20 protein-coding genes are annotated in these 17,063 nt (G+C 59.6%); 19 read left to right on the top strand and 1 reads right to left on the bottom strand.

Annotated elements, in window-relative coordinates:
• Window positions 1–7 precede the first annotated feature (7 nt).
• On the top strand, window positions 8–997 hold the full coding sequence (locus tag J4D25_RS18185; protein WP_057713712.1) for a S49 family peptidase: 990 nt from the start codon (window positions 8–10) through the stop codon (window positions 995–997).
• 54 nt (window positions 998–1,051) lie between these two features.
• On the opposite strand, the gene J4D25_RS18180 is transcribed toward J4D25_RS18185, so the two are convergent.
• Window positions 1,052–1,630: a nucleoside triphosphate pyrophosphatase gene (locus J4D25_RS18180; RefSeq protein WP_057713713.1), complete on the bottom strand. Its 579-nt coding sequence runs from the start codon at window positions 1,628–1,630 to the stop codon at window positions 1,052–1,054.
• A 105-nt stretch (window positions 1,631–1,735) separates the two neighbouring features.
• Here J4D25_RS18180 and J4D25_RS18175 point away from each other — a divergent pair, with 105 nt between their 5' ends.
• The 18 genes from J4D25_RS18175 to J4D25_RS18090 all read left to right on the top strand — a co-directional run bounded on the left by J4D25_RS18175 (window position 1,736) and on the right by J4D25_RS18090 (window position 16,901).
• A complete protein-coding gene (locus J4D25_RS18175; protein ID WP_007942001.1) occupies window positions 1,736–2,263 on the top strand; it encodes a YceD family protein in 528 nt (175 codons plus the stop codon).
• Window positions 2,264–2,276: 13 nt separating this feature from the next.
• Window positions 2,277–2,459, top strand: coding sequence for a 50S ribosomal protein L32 (gene rpmF, locus J4D25_RS18170; RefSeq protein WP_003179396.1), 183 nt, complete (start codon window positions 2,277–2,279; stop codon window positions 2,457–2,459).
• 4 nt (window positions 2,460–2,463) lie between these two features.
• Window positions 2,464–3,474: a phosphate acyltransferase PlsX gene (plsX, locus tag J4D25_RS18165; RefSeq protein WP_079246722.1), complete on the top strand. Its 1,011-nt coding sequence runs from the start codon at window positions 2,464–2,466 to the stop codon at window positions 3,472–3,474.
• Window positions 3,475–3,599: 125 nt separating this feature from the next.
• On the top strand, window positions 3,600–4,538 hold the full coding sequence (gene fabD / locus J4D25_RS18160) for an ACP S-malonyltransferase (protein ID WP_008050436.1): 939 nt from the start codon (window positions 3,600–3,602) through the stop codon (window positions 4,536–4,538).
• Between the two features lie 16 nt (window positions 4,539–4,554).
• Window positions 4,555–5,295, top strand: a complete 741-nt coding sequence (fabG, locus tag J4D25_RS18155) for a 3-oxoacyl-ACP reductase FabG (RefSeq protein WP_057713715.1) — start codon at window positions 4,555–4,557, stop codon at window positions 5,293–5,295.
• Between the two features lie 196 nt (window positions 5,296–5,491).
• Complete coding sequence (gene acpP / locus J4D25_RS18150; protein ID WP_003175607.1) at window positions 5,492–5,728, top strand: acyl carrier protein; 237 nt, start codon at window positions 5,492–5,494, stop codon at window positions 5,726–5,728.
• Window positions 5,729–5,837: 109 nt separating this feature from the next.
• On the top strand, window positions 5,838–7,082 hold the full coding sequence (gene fabF, locus J4D25_RS18145; protein ID WP_057713716.1) for a beta-ketoacyl-ACP synthase II: 1,245 nt from the start codon (window positions 5,838–5,840) through the stop codon (window positions 7,080–7,082).
• The gene (gene pabC, locus J4D25_RS18140) at window positions 7,082–7,897 is read left to right on the top strand and encodes an aminodeoxychorismate lyase (protein ID WP_057713717.1); all 816 of its coding nucleotides are present in this window, start codon (window positions 7,082–7,084) and stop codon (window positions 7,895–7,897) included. Before fabF ends, pabC begins: the two co-directional genes overlap by 1 nt.
• A gap of 3 nt (window positions 7,898–7,900) precedes the next feature.
• Window positions 7,901–9,133 (top strand): endolytic transglycosylase MltG, encoded by a 1,233-nt coding sequence (gene mltG / locus J4D25_RS18135; protein ID WP_057713718.1) that lies wholly within the window; start codon window positions 7,901–7,903, stop codon window positions 9,131–9,133.
• A gap of 19 nt (window positions 9,134–9,152) precedes the next feature.
• A complete protein-coding gene (gene tmk, locus J4D25_RS18130; RefSeq protein ID WP_057713719.1) occupies window positions 9,153–9,785 on the top strand; it encodes a dTMP kinase in 633 nt (210 codons plus the stop codon).
• Entirely contained in the window at window positions 9,778–10,764 is a 987-nt protein-coding gene (locus J4D25_RS18125) for a DNA polymerase III subunit delta' (RefSeq protein ID WP_057713720.1), read from the top strand. The genes tmk and J4D25_RS18125 overlap by 8 nt, the downstream gene beginning before the upstream one ends.
• Window positions 10,765–10,831: 67 nt before the next feature.
• Window positions 10,832–11,617, top strand: a complete 786-nt coding sequence (locus tag J4D25_RS18120) for a TatD family hydrolase (RefSeq protein WP_057713721.1) — start codon at window positions 10,832–10,834, stop codon at window positions 11,615–11,617.
• Between the two features lie 342 nt (window positions 11,618–11,959).
• Complete coding sequence (locus tag J4D25_RS18115; RefSeq protein ID WP_007977040.1) at window positions 11,960–12,598, top strand: TetR/AcrR family transcriptional regulator; 639 nt, start codon at window positions 11,960–11,962, stop codon at window positions 12,596–12,598.
• A 137-nt stretch (window positions 12,599–12,735) separates the two neighbouring features.
• Entirely contained in the window at window positions 12,736–13,704 is a 969-nt protein-coding gene (locus J4D25_RS18110) for a GTP 3',8-cyclase MoaA (protein WP_057713722.1), read from the top strand.
• Between the two features lie 168 nt (window positions 13,705–13,872).
• Entirely contained in the window at window positions 13,873–14,481 is a 609-nt protein-coding gene (locus J4D25_RS18105; protein WP_057713723.1) for a DUF4823 domain-containing protein, read from the top strand.
• 16 nt (window positions 14,482–14,497) lie between these two features.
• Window positions 14,498–15,058, top strand: a complete 561-nt coding sequence (locus J4D25_RS18100; protein WP_057713724.1) for a DUF1285 domain-containing protein — start codon at window positions 14,498–14,500, stop codon at window positions 15,056–15,058.
• A gap of 123 nt (window positions 15,059–15,181) precedes the next feature.
• Window positions 15,182–15,898, top strand: coding sequence for a FadR/GntR family transcriptional regulator (locus J4D25_RS18095; protein WP_057713725.1), 717 nt, complete (start codon window positions 15,182–15,184; stop codon window positions 15,896–15,898).
• Window positions 15,899–16,025: 127 nt separating this feature from the next.
• Entirely contained in the window at window positions 16,026–16,901 is an 876-nt protein-coding gene (locus tag J4D25_RS18090; protein WP_057713726.1) for an SMP-30/gluconolactonase/LRE family protein, read from the top strand.
• Window positions 16,902–17,063: the final 162 nt, after the last annotated feature.

Below are 17,063 nucleotides of genomic sequence, written 5' to 3'. Positions count from 1 at the left end.
GGATGGCATGACCGACGAATGGAAGGCGCCCGCCAAGGCGAGCGCAGAGAGCGGTGACGACAAAAGCTGGAAACTGCTGGAAAAGACCCTGCTGGCCGGCATACAGGAGCAGCGCCGGTCCCGTCGCTGGGGGATATTCTTCAAGTTTCTGATTTTTGTGTATCTGTTCGGCGCCATTGTCCTGTTTTCGCCTCTGATGGATATGGAAAAGGCCGGCACCCTTAGTGCCAATTACACGGCGTTGATCGATGTGAGAGGCATGATTGCCGATAAGGAGTCGGCCAGTGCAGACAATATCGTTGGCAGCTTGCGTGCGGCTTTTGAGGACAAGAAGGTCAAGGGCGTCATCCTGCGCATCAACAGCCCGGGCGGCAGTCCGGTGCAGTCGGGTTATGTCTATGACGAGATCAAGCGTCTGCGCGGCCTGCACCCGGATATCAAGTTGTATGCGGTGATTTCCGATCTGGGTGCTTCCGGCGCTTACTACATCGCCAGTGCGGCGGATCAGATCTACGCCGACAAGGCGAGCCTGGTCGGCTCCATCGGTGTGACGGCAGCCGGTTATGGCTTTGTCGGCACCATGGAGAAGCTGGGTGTCGAACGTCGTACCTACACCTCTGGCGAGCACAAGTCGTTCCTCGATCCGTTCCAGCCACAGAAGCCGGAAGAAACCGCCTTCTGGCAGGGCGTGCTCGATACGACCCACAAGCAGTTCATCAATAGCGTCAAGCAGGGTCGTGGCGACCGCCTGAAGGACAAGGAGCATCCGGAGCTGTTCTCTGGCCTGGTCTGGTCCGGCGAGCAGGCACTGCCATTGGGGTTGATCGATGGGCTGGGTAATGCCAGTTCGGTTGCGCGGGATGTGATCGGTGAGAAAGAACTGGTGGACTTCACCGTTCAGGAATCGCCATTCGATCGCTTTTCGAAAAAGCTCGGCGCCAGCGTGGCTGAGCATTTGGCGATGTGGATGGGTTTTAACGGTCCGTCGCTGCGCTGATTCTGATGTGACATGAAAAACCGGCCTGCGTGGCCGGTTTTTTGGTATCGGGATTCAGGGAACCTGTACGCCTTCAGCCAGCAGCATGTCGATCAGGCGAATCAGCGGCAGGCCGATCAGGCTGGTGGCGTCAGGTCCCTCGGTGCTGCGAAACAGGCTGACCCCCAGGCCTTCGGCCTTGAAGCTGCCTGCGCAGTCGTAGGGTTGTTCGGCGCGCAGGTAGCGTTCGATGCGAGGTGCGTCGAGTGTGCGCATGTGTACGGTGAACGGCACGCAATCGACCTGGCAGTGCCCGGTCTGGCTGTTGAGCAGGGCCAGGCCGGTGAGGAACGTCACGCTGGCACCGCTGGCGGCCAGCAGTTGTTCCCGGGCTTTTTCGAATGTGTGGGGTTTGCCGATAATCCGCTCTCCCAGCACGGCGACCTGGTCGGAGCCGATTATCAGATGAGCGGTATGGCTGTCGGCCAGGGCGCGCGCTTTCTCTTCGGCGAGGCGCTTGACCAGCTCGATGGCGGACTCACCCGGGCGATGGCTTTCGTCGATATCCGGCGAGCTGCAAGTGAAAGGCAGCTGCAGGCGGGTCAGCAATTCCCGGCGATAGGCCGAGCTGGAAGCGAGTAATAAAGGCAGCATGCACAACTCCATAAGGCGTGTGCGAATTCTAGCGAGGCTTCCAAGTGACGGACAGGGCTGAATTTCCTTTGACATGGGCGGGTGCATCCCTATAATGCTGCGCCTATGTTGAATGACCCGATTCCACCTCACGTTGACCCGCGCAAATTGGCTGATCGTGGCACCACCCTTCAAGGTGAAATGCTGCTGGCCGATTTGGAGAGACTCTGCGACCCGCTTTCCGACAATGTCGGTACGGTGCAGGCTAAATTCGTTTTTGAACGAGATGAACGTAAATCTGTGGTCATCCACAGCTTTATCGACACTGAAGTCAAAATGGTTTGCCAGCGTTGTCTTGAGCTGGTCACCCTGCCGATCCATAGCGAATGCAGTTACGCTGTGGTGAAGGAGGGTGCGAATACCCAGTCGTTGCCGAAAGGTTATGACGTGCTGGAACTGGGCGAAGATCCTTTGGATCTGCAGTCACTGATCGAGGAGGAGCTTCTGCTCGCCTTGCCCATTGTGCCTGCTCATCATCCGGAAGAATGCCAGCAGCCGGCGGGAGCAGATGAGCCCGAACCGAGCGAGGACGAGGTAACGCGGTCCAACCCGTTCAGTGTATTGGCGCAGTTAAAGCGTGACCCAAACGTTTAGGAGTTAATCAATTATGGCTGTTCAGCAGAACAAAAAATCCCGCTCTGCCCGTGACATGCGCCGTTCGCACGACGCTCTCGAGGCTAGCACCCTGTCTGTAGAAAAAACCACCGGTGAAGTTCACCTGCGTCACCACGTATCGCCAGAAGGCGTATACCGTGGTCGTAAAGTGATCGACAAGGGCGCTGACGAGTAATCACTTGTCCGCTCAAGTCATCGCGATTGACGCAATGGGCGGGGACTTCGGTCCCCGCAGCATTGTCCAGGCCAGCCTTGCTTGTCTGTCTGCCACACCCTCGCTGCACCTGACCCTCGTCGGTCAACCCTCCCTTCTTGAAGAACTGATCGCTGGCCATCCGGCTGTGGATCGCGCGCGCCTGTCGATAATGCCAGCGTCCGAAGTCATCACCATGGACGAAAAACCTGCCCAGGCTTTGCGCGGCAAGCCCGACTCGTCGATGCGCGTGGCGCTTGAGTTGTTGCGTGACGGCAAGGTCCAGGCTTGTGTCAGTGCCGGTAATACCGGTGCGTTGATGGCGTTGTCGCGGTTCGTGCTCAAGACCTTGCCCGGCATTGACCGTCCGGCCATGGTGGCGGCGATTCCGACACAAAAAGGTTATTGCCAGTTGCTCGACCTGGGCGCCAACGTCGATTGCAGTGCCGAGCATCTGTTGCAGTTTGCGGTCATGGGCTCGGTTGCGGCCGAGACCCTGGGCATAGCGCGTCCTCGGGTGGCGTTGCTGAACATCGGCACCGAAGACATCAAGGGCAATCAACAGGTCAAGCTGGCCGCGACTTTGTTGCAAGGCGCCCGTGGCATCAATTACATCGGCTTTATCGAAGGCGACGGTTTGTACCGTGGCGAAGCGGATGTGGTGGTGTGTGACGGTTTTGTCGGCAACATCCTGCTCAAATCCAGCGAAGGTCTGGCGACCATGATTGCCGGGCGCATCGAAGCGTTGTTCAGGAAGAGCGTGGCCTCTCGCGTGGTCGGTGCGCTTGCACTACCGCTGATGAAGCGCCTGCAGGCCGATCTGGCACCTGCCCGGCACAACGGTGCGAGCTTTCTCGGCTTGCAGGGCATTGTGGTGAAAAGCCACGGTTCTGCCGGGGTTCAGGGGTTTCAGAGTGCCATTCAGCGTGCCTTGATCGAGATTCAGGAGAATCTTCCCGAGCGCCTGCACGGTCGTCTGGAGGATTTGTTGCTTTAGGCGTTTTCGTCGGACAATGCTTAAATGTGACCGCTTGGTTCGATGGGCCATCCAACTGTCAGTTTCTTGCGTCCCCAAAGCGGGGCGCCAACTCTCCGACGACAAGATCATTAGGGGCTTGTTACATGTCTGCTTCCCTCGCATTCGTCTTTCCAGGACAGGGTTCGCAGTCCCTCGGCATGCTGGCCGAGCTGGGCGCGCAACATCCGGTTGTCCTTGAAACATTCAAAGAAGCTTCCGATGCACTGGGTTACGACCTGTGGGCACTGACCCAGCAAGGGCCGGAAGAGCAACTCAATCAAACCGATAAAACCCAGCCAGCCATTCTGACCGCCTCTATCGCCCTGTGGCGTTTGTGGCTGGCCGAAGGTGGTGCGCGCCCGGCTTACGTTGCCGGGCACAGCCTGGGTGAATACAGCGCGCTGGTCGCGGCAGGCAGTCTGAGCCTGGGCGATGCGGTGAAGCTCGTCGAGCGTCGTGGCCAGCTGATGCAGGAAGCCGTTCCGGCCGGGCAGGGCGGCATGGCCGCCATCCTGGGTCTGGACGATGCCGACGTACTGGCAGCCTGTGCCGAAGCGGCGCAAGGCGAAGTGGTCAGCGCGGTCAATTTCAACTCGCCGGGCCAGGTGGTCATCGCCGGTGCCAAGGCTGCCGTCGAGCGCGCCATCGAAGGCTGCAAGGCGCGTGGTGCCAAGCGCGCCATGCCGTTGCCGGTCAGCGTGCCGTCGCACTGCGAGCTGATGCGCCCGGCTGCCGAGCGTTTCGCCGAATCGATCGCGGCGATCGACTGGCAGGCACCGCAGATTCCCGTAGTGCAGAACGTCAGTGCCCAGGTGCCGGCCGATCTGGAAACCCTCAAGCGCGATCTGCTCGAGCAACTGTACAAGCCAGTACGCTGGGTTGAATCGGTCCAGGCACTGGCCGCCAAGGGTGCGACCAACCTGGTCGAGTGTGGCCCGGGTAAAGTACTGGCCGGTCTGAACAAGCGTTGCGCCGAAGGCGTGTCGACATCCAACCTCAATACCCCAGACGCTTTCGCTGCCGCCCGTGCAGCGTTGGCCTGAATCAGGAGAAGCTTGCATGAGTCTGCAAGGTAAAGTTGCACTGGTCACCGGTGCTAGCCGTGGCATCGGCCAGGCTATCGCCCTGGAACTGGGTCGTCAGGGCGCCGTCGTTGTTGGTACCGCGACCTCCGCGTCGGGTGCTGAGCGCATTGCCGCGACCCTGAAGGAAAACGGTATTCAGGGCACTGGCCTGGAACTCAATGTCACCAGCGACGAGTCCGTGGCAAGTGTTCTGGCGAGCATTCAGGAGCAGTTCGGTGCGCCGGCGATTCTGGTCAATAATGCCGGTATCACCCGCGATAACCTGATGATGCGCATGAAAGACGACGAGTGGCACGACGTTGTCGATACCAATCTGAACAGTCTGTTCCGCCTGTCCAAGGGCGTTTTGCGCGGCATGACCAAAGCTCGTTGGGGCCGAATTATCAGTATTGGCTCGGTTGTGGGTGCCATGGGCAACGCAGGCCAAGTAAACTACGCTGCCGCCAAGGCCGGTCTGGAAGGTTTCAGCCGTGCTCTGGCGCGCGAAGTCGGTTCGCGTTCGATTACGGTAAACTCGGTGGCTCCTGGGTTCATCGATACCGATATGACCCGTGAACTGCCCGAGGCACAGCGTGAAGCCTTGCAGACGCAGATTCCGCTGGGTCGTCTGGGGCAGGCTCAAGAGATCGCGTCCGTGGTCGCTTTTCTTGCGTCGGACGGTGCGGCTTACGTTACCGGAGCTACAATCCCGGTGAACGGCGGGATGTACATGTAATTCAAATGTGACGGATTGCTTCAAAAAAATGTCATACGAGCTGTCTAAAATCCGTTATAAAGCTGCAATCTATTTATAGGCAGAGGGTCACCGGGTTCGAGGAGTGAAGCTTTCAGTTGAAAAGCTGAAAAGCCTTTCTATACACTTACCCACTGGCCAGCTGCCTGAATTTGTCCATTAGGAGTGAAAACAAGGTATGAGCACCATCGAAGAGCGCGTCAAGAAAATCGTTGCTGAGCAACTGGGCGTTAAAGAAGAAGAAGTGGTCAACACTGCTTCCTTCGTTGAAGACCTGGGTGCCGACTCCCTTGACACCGTTGAGCTGGTGATGGCTCTGGAAGAGGAATTCGAGACCGAAATCCCTGACGAAGAAGCCGAGAAGATCACTACTGTACAAGCTGCAATCGACTACGTTACTAGCCACCAGGCGTAATAGTTTGTAATCGTTGCTCGCTGTCATGGAAAAACCGCACTGCCATCATGGCGTGCGGTTTTTTCTTTAGGCCTGATGCAAAGTCGTCATTTGAAAAAAGGAGAGTGCTGTGTCGCGTAGACGCGTCGTAGTCACCGGTATGGGTATGTTGTCGCCACTAGGCACGGATGTGCCGAGCAGCTGGCAGGGCATTCTGGCTGGCCGCAGTGGCATTGGTCTGATCGAACACACCGACCTTTCTGCCTATTCCACCCGTTTTGGCGGCTCGGTAAAGGACTTCAATGTCGAGGAATACCTGTCGGTCAAGGAAGCCCGCAAGCTCGACCTGTTCATTCAATACGGTCTGGCCGCAGGTTTTCAGGCGGTACGCAATGCCGGTCTGGAAGTCACTGACGCCAACCGTGAGCGTATCGGCGTGGCCATGGGCTCGGGTATTGGCGGTCTGACCAATATCGAAGAAACCGCCCGCACGCTGCACGAGACCGGCCCACGACGGATCTCTCCGTTCTTCGTGCCAGGCTCGATCATCAATATGATTTCCGGTTTCCTGTCCATCCACCTCGGTGCACAGGGACCCAACTACGCCATCGCCACGGCCTGTACCACCGGTACACACTGCATTGGCATGGCGGCCCGCAACATCATGTACGACGAAGCTGACGTGATGATTGCCGGCGGCGCCGAGATGGCGGCCTGCGGTCTGGGCATGGGCGGCTTCGGCGCTTCCCGCGCGCTGTCGACCCGCAACGACGAGCCGACCCGCGCCAGCCGTCCATGGGACAAGGGCCGCGATGGCTTCGTATTGTCCAATGGTGCCGGTGCGCTGGTACTGGAAGAACTCGAGCACGCCAAGGCGCGTGGCGCGACCATCTACGCCGAGCTGATCGGCTTCGGCACCAGTGGCGATGCCTACCACATGACCTCGCCGCCAGCCGATGGTGCGGGTGCTGCGCGCTGCATCACCAATGCGCTGCGCGATGCCAAAATCAATGGCGATCAAGTGCAGTACATCAACGCCCACGGCACCTCGACTCCTGCAGGCGACCTGGCCGAAGTCAATGCGATCAAGTCGGTATTCGGCGAGCACGCCTACAAGCTGGCCGTCAGTTCCACCAAGTCCATGACCGGTCACCTGCTGGGTGCGGCGGGCGCGGTCGAGGCGATCTTCAGCGTGCTGGCAATCAACAGTCAGGTAGCGCCGCCGACCATCAACCTCGATGAGCCGGACGAAGGCTGCGATCTCGATTTTGTGCCGCACACGGCGCGCAACATGGATATCGATGTGGTCGTTTCCAACTCCTTCGGTTTTGGCGGCACCAACGGTTCGCTGGTGTTCCGTCGGTTCGCAGGCTGATGGACAGCTGGGTCGACGGTCAGCCGGCTGACGCTTTGTCGCTGAAGGATCGCGGCCTGGCTTATGGCGATGGTCTGTTCGAGACCATCGCCGTGCGCAGCGGCCAGCCCGTGTTGCTGGACCGGCATCTGTCGCGTCTGGCGGATGGCTGTTCGCGCCTGGCGATAACTGCCGAGCAGGAGCTGATCCGCAGCGAACTGCTGGCCTACGCCGCGGCACTGGGTGACGGGGTGCTCAAGCTCATTCTTACCCGTGGCGACGGTCTGCGCGGTTATGCCCCCGATCCTTCGGCCCAGGCCCGACGCATTGTGCAAGGCAGTCCACCTGCGGCTTACCCTGCCGCGCACGGTGAGCAGGGTGTTCGCCTGTTTCCCTGCGTCACGCGATTGTCCAGGCAACCATTACTGGCTGGCCTCAAGCACCTCAATCGTCTTGAACAAGTCCTCGCCCGTGCCGAATGGCAGGACACCGAGCATGCCGAAGGTTTGATGCTCGATCAGGCCGGGCGCGTAATTGAGGGTGTGTTCAGCAACTTGTTCCTGGTGCGTGATGGCGTGCTCATCACCGCTGACCTCAAGCGCTGCGGCGTTGCAGGCGTGATGCGCGCAGAAATATTGTTTCAGGCCAAGTCGCTGGGAATCCCCACGCAAATCACCGATATCCCCCTCGAACAGCTGCAATGGGCTGACGAAGTCTTTGTCTGCAACAGCGTGTATGGTGTCTGGCCGGTGCGCGCCTATGCTGCTCTTCACTGGCCGGTTGGGCCGCTCACCCGTAAACTCCAAACCATTGCCCGTGTGCTACTGGATGCTTGATACGTGAGACGTAAACTCTTGCTGCTGCTGGAAACCGGTGTGGTTCTGGCGGGGCTGCTGATGGGTGCTTCAGCCTGGAAGATTCATTCGGCGCTGGTACAGCCGCTGAACATTACCCAGGAACAATTGCTGGATGTGCCCAAGGGCACCACGCCGACCCGCACCCTCTACCGACTCGAAGCCAACGGCGTCATCAAGGACGCATTCTGGCTGCGGGTGTATTGGCGCTTCAACCTCGCCAGACAACCCCTGCACAGCGGTGAATACCGCATTCAGCCCGGCATGACCGTCGAAGGCCTGATCGACCTGTGGAAACGCGGGGAAATGGTTCAGTACAGCCTGACCCTGGTCGAAGGCTGGAGTTTTCGTCAGGTCCGCGCAGCGCTGGCCAGGGAAGAGAAGCTCGAACATAGCCTCGACGGTTTGAGCGATAGCCAGGTCATGGACAAGCTCGGCCACACCGGGATTTTTCCGGAAGGGCGCTTCTTCCCTGACACTTATCGCTACGTGCGGGGCATGTCCGATGTCGAGGTGCTGAAAACCGCTTACGACCGCCTCGATGAAGTGCTCGCCAAGGAGTGGGAGAAGCGCGCTGCAGATACACCGTACACCGAACCCTACCAGGCGCTGATCATGGCTTCGCTGGTGGAAAAGGAAACCGGCGTACCGCAGGAGCGCGGGCAGATTGCCGGCGTGTTTGTGCGGCGCATGGCGATGGGCATGCTGCTGCAGACCGACCCGACGGTGATCTACGGCCTCGGCGACCGCTACAGCGGCAAGCTGACCCGGGCTCACCTCAAGGAATCGACGCCGTATAACACTTACATGAATGCGGGATTGCCGCCGACGCCGATTTCGATGGTCGGTCGCGAAGCCATCCATGCGGCACTCAATCCGGTGGACGGCAACAGCCTTTACTTCGTGGCGCGTGGCGATGGCACCCATGTGTTCTCCGATGACCTGGATGCCCACAACAATGCCGTGAAGGAGTTCCAGATCAAGCGCCGCGCCGATTACCGCTCCAGCCCGGCTCCCGCTACTGCGCCCGAGATGCCGCCAATCCAGGCTGAGCAAAACGGTATGCAGGAGGCCAAGTCTTCGCAGGAGCAGGCGCCGATCCCGGCCGCTTCACCGAACACGGCTCCCGAGGGGCTGCCGCAAGTACCGGCGCAAGATCCTGCGCCAGCCCCTGAAACGCCCGAACCCGATGCAAGCGCACCGAAAAGCCCGCAATGACTCTGATTAAGGACTGCCTGTGACTGGCTTGTTTATTACTCTGGAAGGCCCGGAAGGCGCCGGCAAGAGCACCAATCGCGAATACCTGGCCGAGCGCCTGCGCGCCGCCGGCATCGAGGTGGTGCTGACCCGCGAGCCGGGTGGCACGCCGTTGGCCGAGCGCATTCGTGAAGTGCTGCTGGCCCCGGTCGATGAAGTCATGAACCCGGATACCGAGTTGCTGTTGGTGTTCGCGGCGCGTGCCCAGCATCTGGCCGAGGTGATTCGCCCGGCGCTGGCCCGCGGTGCCGTGGTCTTGTGTGATCGTTTTACCGACTCGACATACGCCTATCAAGGCGGCGGTCGCGGCTTGTCGCTGGAGCGCATCGCGACCCTGGAAACCTTCGTCCAGGGCGATCTGCGCCCGGATCTCACGCTGATTTTCGATCTGCCTGTCGAGGTCGGCCTGGCCCGCGCCAGCGCTCGTGGTCGTCTGGATCGCTTCGAGCTCGAAGGCCGGACCTTTTTCGACGCGGTACGCAGTGCCTTCCTCAAGCGGGCCAAGGCGGATCCGGCGCGTTATGTGCTGGTCGATGCTGCCCAGCCGTTGGCACAGGTTCAGCAATCGCTGGATGCCTTGCTGCCGCGCCTGCTGGAGTTGAGCCGTGGCTGAGGCCTATCCGTGGCAGGAAAACCTCTGGCAGCAACTGGCCGGTCGCACCCAGCATGCGCACGCCTACCTGCTGCATGGCCCTGCCGGAATCGGCAAGCGGGCACTGGCCGAGCGCTTGATGGCCAGCTTGCTGTGCCAGCGCCCGAACGCGCTGCAAGCCTGCGGCGAATGCAAATCCTGCCTGCTGCTCAAGGCTGGCAGCCATCCGGATAACTACATCCTGGAGCCGGAAGAAGCCGACAAGGCGATCAAGGTCGACCAGGTTCGCGACCTGGTCGGTTTCGTGGTGCAGACCGCGCAGTTGGGCGGGCGCAAAGTGGTGCTGATCGAGCCGGCCGAGTCGATGAACATCAACGCCGCCAACGCCTTGCTCAAAAGCCTTGAAGAACCGTCCGGCGATACCGTTCTGTTGCTGGTCAGCCATCAGCCGAGCCGCTTGTTGCCAACCATCAAGAGTCGCTGCGTGCAGCAGGCCTGTCCGCTACCGGGCGAGGCCATGAGCTTGAAGTGGTTGGCCCAGGCGTTGCCGGAGTGCTCCGAAGATGAGCGCGTCGAACTGCTGACGCTGGCTGCCGGTTCGCCGCTGGCGGCGGTCAATCTCCAGGCCCAGGGCGTGCGTGAACAGCGCGCGCAAGTGGTGGAAGGGGTGAAAAAACTCCTCAAGCAACAGCAGTCGCCGACGCAACTGGCCGAAGAATGGAAAAACATTCCGATGTTGCGCCTGTTCGATTGGTTCTGCGATTGGTCGAGCCTGATCCTGCGCTATCAATTGACTCAGGATGAAGCCGGCCTCGGCCTGACCGACATGCGCAAGGTCGTGCAATACCTGGCGCAGAAAAGCGCCCAGGGCAAAGTCCTCGATATTCAGGACTGGATCCTCGCCCAGCGGCAGAAAGTCCTGAGCAAGGCCAACCTCAACCCGGCCTTGTTGCTGGAAGCATTGCTGGTGCAATGGGCGTCGTTGCCTGCCCAACGATGACTGTCTGCGCCTAGACTCTGAGTATCAGAACATCCGACCGTCCCACCCATACAAGTTGCAGCCCTTTATGCTCGTAGATTCCCATTGTCACCTTGATCGCCTTGACCTGACCGCCCACGAGGGCTCCCTGGATGCTGCCCTGGAAGCTGCCCGGCAGCGTGGGGTGGGGCACTTTCTGTGTATCGGTGTCAGCGCGGACAACGCGGCCGACGTCAAGGCCCTGGCCGAACGTTATGACGATGTCGACTGCTCGGTGGGCGTGCACCCTCTGGATGTGCAGCCGGGGGCCGCGCCGGCGCTGGACTGGCTGTTGCAGGAGCTCAATCACCCGCGGGTGGTGGCGATTGGCGAAACCGGCCTCGATTACCACTACGAGCCTGAAGCGGCAGAGTTGCAGCAGGAATCGTTCCGCCTGCACCTGCAAGCAGCGCAGCAGACCGGCAAACCGGTAATCATCCATACCCGCGGCGCCCGCACCGATACCCTGGACTTGCTGCGGGACGCCGCGCTGCCCCAGGCAGGCGTGTTGCATTGCTTCACCGAAGACTGGGAGATGGCGAAGGCCGCGCTGGACATGGGCTATTACATTTCCCTGTCCGGGATTGTCACTTTTCGCAATGCCGACGCATTGCGTGATGTGGCCAGCAAGGTGCCGGCCGACCGATTGCTGGTGGAAACCGACTCGCCGTACCTGGCACCGATCCCCTATCGCGGCAAACCAAACCTGCCGCAGTACGTGCGTGAAGTTGCGGAATTTCTGTCAATGTTGCGCGGTGAGCCCTACGAGCGGTTTGCCGAGCAAACCACGGCGAATTTCAAGCGACTGTTCCCGCTGGCACACGTAAAAGGTTAAATCGCAGGCAAAAAAAACCCGGGTTCTGGGGGGTGAATCCGGGTTAAGACCATTAGGAGTAAAACAATGGCACGCGGTCCGTTGGTACCAATATCGGCGTGACACTTGGGGGAGATGCCCCGCCGACAGTTCAAGTATTGATCAGGATTGCGCCTCGTCCAGTTTACCGGTCCGGGTTTTTAAACAAATTTGGAATACGTGCGCTTCGGAAGAGTTCTCATCACCCTGTAAACGTACGCGGAATGACCAGAAAGCGCAGATATGGTCGGATGATCCGTGCATTTTTGCGTAAGTTAGGCATAATACGCGGCTTCGAATTTTGACCCCGACAGACCTTTTCTTATGCATAAAGAACCTCGTAAGGTCCGTGAATTCCGTCGCCGCGAGCAGGAAATTCTCGATACCGCGCTCAAGCTATTCCTCGAACAAGGTGAAGACAGTGTCACCGTCGAGATGATTGCTGATGCCGTCGGTATCGGCAAAGGCACGATCTACAAGCACTTCAAATCCAAGGCGGAAATCTATCTGCGCCTGATGCTCGACTACGAGCGCGATTTGAACGCTCTGCTGCATTCGGCCGATGTCGACAAGGACAAGGAAGCCCTGTCCCGGGCCTACTTCGAATTCCGCATGCGCGATCCCCAACGCTATCGCCTGTTCGACCGCCTCGAAGAGAAAGTGGTCAAGGGCAACCAGGTGCCGGAGATGATCGAGGAACTGCACAAGATCCGTGCCTCGAACTTCGAACGCCTGACCTTGCTGATCAAGGGCCGGATCAGCGAAGGCAAGCTGGAAGACGTGCCACCTTACTTCCACTACTGCGCGTCCTGGGCGCTGGTGCACGGTGCCGTCGCGCTGTATCACTCGCCGTTCTGGAGCAATGTGCTGGAAGATCAGGAAGGTTTCTTCCAGTTCCTGATGGACATCGGCGTGCGCATGGGCAACAAGCGCAAGCGTGACACCGACACTTCCGGCAGCTGAGCCATTCAGTTGCCTTATTGCGCCATGATTTCGCTACATGGCGCAGTAGCGCAGGAATATACTCAGGTAGAGGACTTGCTAAAACTTGATTTCTGAGTCAAGTTTTAGTGGCCCGATATTCTTCCGCCGGAGTGACCATGATCGTTGATCGTCAAGGCAGGCGTTTTCGCAACTTGCGAATCAGTCTGACCTCTGCCTGCAATTACGCCTGTACCTACTGCGTGCCCAACGGCAAGCGGCTGGTGGCTGCGCAGGATGAATTGTCGGCCGAAGCCATGGCGCGCGGCGTGGCTTATCTGATTGAAGCGGCGGGCATCGAGCGTTTGCGCATTACCGGCGGCGAGCCACTGGTCAGCCCGAAACTCGAAGCGTTCATGACGGCGGTTGGGCAGATGGGCCTGGAAGACATCAGCCTGACCACCAATGGACAGTTACTGGCGAAGAAACTGCCGCTGCTGGTGAACGCCGGCATTCGGCGCCTCAACGTCTCCCTCGATACTCTCGACGCCAGTGCGTTCCGCAGTATTGCCCGGGGTGGCGACCTGGCCACCGTGCTCGACGGCATGAGCGAGGCCAGTGCGGTCGGCATGAAGATCAAGGTCAACATGGTGCCGCTGCGCGGACAGAACCTCGATCAAGTGATGCCGCTGCTCGACTACTGCCTGGAGCGCGGTTATGAACTGCGCTTCATCGAACTGATGCGCATGGGCCACCTGGCCAACGATTCCAATGCCTTTCTGCAGCAGTTCGTCAGTCTCCAGCAATTGCTGAGTCTGATCGGCGAACGCTACGAATACCTGCAAGCCGATGCCCCGGTCGATGCGACGGCCGTTCGATATGAAATTCCCGGCCAGGGTTATTTCGGCGTGATCGCCAACGAGAGCGTGCCTTTCTGTCGTACCTGTTCGCGCCTTCGTTTGTCTTCCACCGGGTGGCTGCATGGCTGCCTGTCGTCGAGCAATCGCCATTACATCGGTGATCTGCTGGACAAGCCACGCCATCAGGCCCTGCCGGCCTTGCAGCGGCTGCTGGTGAAAGCCTTGGGTGACAAGCAGGAAGTGGCGTTCTCTGGCGGCGCGACTGTCATGAAGATTATCGGCGGTTGAACCTGCGCAATCGCGAGCAAGCTCGCTCCCACGGGTGATATGCAATCCCCTGTGGGAGCGAGCTTGCTCGCGATTCGGTCTGTCAGATGCTGATGCTAATGAGCTGGCGCGGAAGCTGCATCCTACGGCCATTCGCCGGTTTTCCGACACCGGCCTCTGGAGGATAGGATGCGTAGCCTGGTTTTGCTGCTGGCCGTTTTGGCACTTGGTGGCTGCATGAACGTCAGCGATATGGCCGAAGGGACTCGTTACCATATGAGCGATGCGGGGCTGCTCGATCACAGTGACAGCCGTCGCGTAAACAACCTGCGCATTCAGCCGGACTCGTTCGTCTACATCGCCCAGGGCGCCTTCATGCCGCCGGGCAGCGCCGTTTATCCACGGCCCAACGTGATTGCCGAAGTCGCGTTCGACGGCTTCGTCGAATATTTCCCGATGGTCCGCCGTGCCCGTACGCCGGAAGGCCTCGACCAGGCCATGGGCGAAGCCCGTGCCGCCGGTGCGCACTATCTGCTCTACACCCGGTTTGCCAAGTCTGACGACCGTATCGGCAACTCGGACGAGTGGCTGGACCAGGAAGCCCTGGATCGTCTCGGCATCGACAGCGGTATGATTCAGATCATGTTGATCGAGACCAGCACCCAGTATTTGATTGATACTGCAACCATCAAGAGTCGTGGCGGTTTACTGACGTTCCACGATAAAAAACCCGAAGACCTGATGGGCCCGCCGCTGGAACAATACGCGCGCAGCCTGCTGGGGCTCAGCGACCAGTAATTTCAAGGAGAACGCCATGAGTGGCCCGCAAAAAGCCAACGACTTGCTGGGGCAAATCCCCAAGACCAAAGGCTTGCCGCCGGTGCACCTGTGGAATCCCGATTTCTGCGGCGACATCGACATGCGCATCGCCCGGGACGGCACCTGGTATTACCTGGGCACGCCGATCGGGCGCAAGCCGATGGTCAAACTGTTCTCCACTATCATTCGCCGCGACGGCGATGATTATTTCCTGATCACACCGGTGGAAAAGGTCGGGATCAAGGTCGACGATGCGCCGTTCGTGGCGATTGCGGTGGATGTGGAAGGCGAGGGCGAGGCGCAGGTGTTGCGCTTTACCACCAACGTCGATGAAACCATCGAGGCCGGCGCCGAGCACCTCCTGCGTGTGGTCATCGACCCGGTAACGCAAGAGCCTGCCCCTTACGTGCATGTGCGCAGCAATCTTGAAGCGTTGATCCATCGCAACGTGTTCTATCAATTGGTGGAGCTGGCGGTGAGTCGCGAGATCGACGGCCAGCGCTGGCTCGGTGTATGGAGTGGCGGCGAGTTCTTCCCCATCGGTCTCGAACCCTGACCCATAACCCTGTGGGAGCAAGCTCGCTCCCACAGTGGTTTGCGAACACTCAAAAAATCAAATTGACATCCAATCATATGATGATTAGCGTGGACCTCCATCGCGAACGGCATTGAGGTGTCCATGTCCAGCAGCTTTCATGCATCGACGGTTGACTGGCTGGGTTGCTGGCTCGCCACGGGGCAGGTCAAGCCAGGTGAGTCACTCAAGGTCGAAGCCGACCTCGGCGAACAACTCGGCGTGAGCCGCACGGTCATCCGTGAAGCCATCAAGACCCTGGTTGCCAAAGGCATGCTTGAGGTCGGGCCGAAAGTCGGCACGCGGGTATTGCCAGTGCGGCGCTGGAACCTCTTCGATCCACAAGTCGTTGGCTGGTTGTCGCGTAGCGGCTTACCGGAAAACTTCGTCGACGATCTGCTCGACCTGCGCCGCACCATCGAACCGATGGCCGTGCGCTGGGCCTGCGAGCGCGCAACCGGCGAACAGGTGAACGAGATCCTGTTGGCCTGCAACGCGCTGGAACGGGCGGTGGACAGCGGCATCGATTACAACCGTGCCGACCAGTTCTTTCACGAGTGCATCCTCGCCGCCAGCCACAATCAATTCATTGAACAAATGGTTCCCGCGCTCGGCGCGTTGCTGGCGGTGGCCTTTGAAGTGTCCGCCGCCGACCCGGATGAACTGCGTCGCACCTTGCCGATTCACCGGGACCTGGCCGAGGCTATCGCGGCCCGGGATACCGCCCGGGGTGTCTGGGCCTGCATGACCCTGATCGATAACGCGGACCTTGCGATCAAGCGTTACTACCCGCAAGTCATGGCCGATAAAAAAGCCAGCTGACAGCTCGAACCACTGTAGGAGCGAGCTTGCTCGCGATGGTGTATCAGCTACCACCAGGTCGACTGGCACACCTTCGCGAGCAAGCTGGCTCCTACACAATAAAAACAAGAACAACGCAGGAGGCTTCATGACGTGGAGCGTGGTTACCGGGCATCGGGCACGACTGGGCGAAGGCCCGTTCTGGGATGCGCCCACCCAAGCCCTGTACTGGGTGGATATCGCCGGTAAGCAGGCGTTGCGGTTGATCGGCGCCAACGTGCAGATCTGGCAGATGCCGGAGCACGTGTCGGCGTTCATTCCCTGCGAAAGCGGCGATGCCCTGGTGGCATTGAGCAGCGGCGTGTATCGGCTCGATCTCGACTCACCGGGCCTGGCGCCGCGCCTGACACTGTTTTGCGTTGCCGATCCGCAACCGGGCAACCGCCCCAATGAAGCCCGTTGCGACGCCCAAGGCCGGCTCTGGCTCGGCACCATGCAAAACAACATCGGCGCAAACGGCGAAGACCTGCCCATCGTCCACCGTTCCGGTGGACTGTTCCGCATCGATCGCGCCGGGCGGGTTGCGCCGTTGCTGCGCAATCTGGGCATTCCCAACACGCTGCTGTGGAGCGATGACGCCACCAGCGTGTATTTCGGCGACAGCCTCGACGGCACCTTGTATCGACATTTCATCCGTACCGACGGAGCCCTCGATGCGCCACAGGTCTGGTTTGGTCCGCACGAGCGTGGCGTCCCGGACGGTTCAGCGATGGATGCCGAAGGTTTTATCTGGAATGCCCGTTGGGACGGCAACTGCCTGCTCAGGTTGAGCCTGGACGGTAAAGTCGATCGGATCATCGAACTGCCGGTCAGTCGTCCCACCAGTTGCGTGTTCGGCGGTTCAGACCTCAAAACTCTGTACATCACCAGCGCGGCCAGTCCGCTGGGCCATCCGTTGGATGGGGCTGTGTTGTCGATCGCAGTGGATGTTCCTGGAAAACATTGCACGCGTTTTGCTGGATGAATCCCGGAATATGGGATGTAAATATATATATTGAGATTTGTCGCGGGCCGGGTTTATAGTCGGCCCCACCAGTTACATGCACTCACACTTAAAAAAACAAAACAGGTGAAGTGATGCAGCGAAGTTCCCCCGTGCTCCCTTGCGGAGCCTGTGCCTCAGAAC

This window comes from Pseudomonas sp. GW456-L13, assembly GCF_017350115.1.
Classification (GTDB): Bacteria; Pseudomonadota; Gammaproteobacteria; order Pseudomonadales; family Pseudomonadaceae; genus Aquipseudomonas; species Aquipseudomonas jessenii.
The sequence above is the reverse complement of the archived record's forward strand: the minus strand, read 5'-3'. Positions and strand labels throughout refer to the sequence as shown.

Coding starts and splice junctions, on each gene's coding strand:
- J4D25_RS18185 (WP_057713712.1), top strand. CDS start 8: ATGACCGACGAATGGAAGGCGCCCGCCAAGGCGAGCGCAGAGAGCGGT.
- J4D25_RS18180 (WP_057713713.1), bottom strand. CDS start 1,630: ATGCTGCCTTTATTACTCGCTTCCAGCTCGGCCTATCGCCGGGAATTG.
- J4D25_RS18175 (WP_007942001.1), top strand. CDS start 1,736: ATGTTGAATGACCCGATTCCACCTCACGTTGACCCGCGCAAATTGGCT.
- rpmF (WP_003179396.1), top strand. CDS start 2,277: ATGGCTGTTCAGCAGAACAAAAAATCCCGCTCTGCCCGTGACATGCGC.
- fabD (WP_008050436.1), top strand. CDS start 3,600: ATGTCTGCTTCCCTCGCATTCGTCTTTCCAGGACAGGGTTCGCAGTCC.
- fabG (WP_057713715.1), top strand. CDS start 4,555: ATGAGTCTGCAAGGTAAAGTTGCACTGGTCACCGGTGCTAGCCGTGGC.
- acpP (WP_003175607.1), top strand. CDS start 5,492: ATGAGCACCATCGAAGAGCGCGTCAAGAAAATCGTTGCTGAGCAACTG.
- pabC (WP_057713717.1), top strand. CDS start 7,082: ATGGACAGCTGGGTCGACGGTCAGCCGGCTGACGCTTTGTCGCTGAAG.
- J4D25_RS18120 (WP_057713721.1), top strand. CDS start 10,832: ATGCTCGTAGATTCCCATTGTCACCTTGATCGCCTTGACCTGACCGCC.
- J4D25_RS18115 (WP_007977040.1), top strand. CDS start 11,960: ATGCATAAAGAACCTCGTAAGGTCCGTGAATTCCGTCGCCGCGAGCAG.
- J4D25_RS18110 (WP_057713722.1), top strand. CDS start 12,736: ATGATCGTTGATCGTCAAGGCAGGCGTTTTCGCAACTTGCGAATCAGT.
- J4D25_RS18105 (WP_057713723.1), top strand. CDS start 13,873: ATGCGTAGCCTGGTTTTGCTGCTGGCCGTTTTGGCACTTGGTGGCTGC.
- J4D25_RS18100 (WP_057713724.1), top strand. CDS start 14,498: ATGAGTGGCCCGCAAAAAGCCAACGACTTGCTGGGGCAAATCCCCAAG.
- J4D25_RS18095 (WP_057713725.1), top strand. CDS start 15,182: ATGTCCAGCAGCTTTCATGCATCGACGGTTGACTGGCTGGGTTGCTGG.
- J4D25_RS18090 (WP_057713726.1), top strand. CDS start 16,026: ATGACGTGGAGCGTGGTTACCGGGCATCGGGCACGACTGGGCGAAGGC.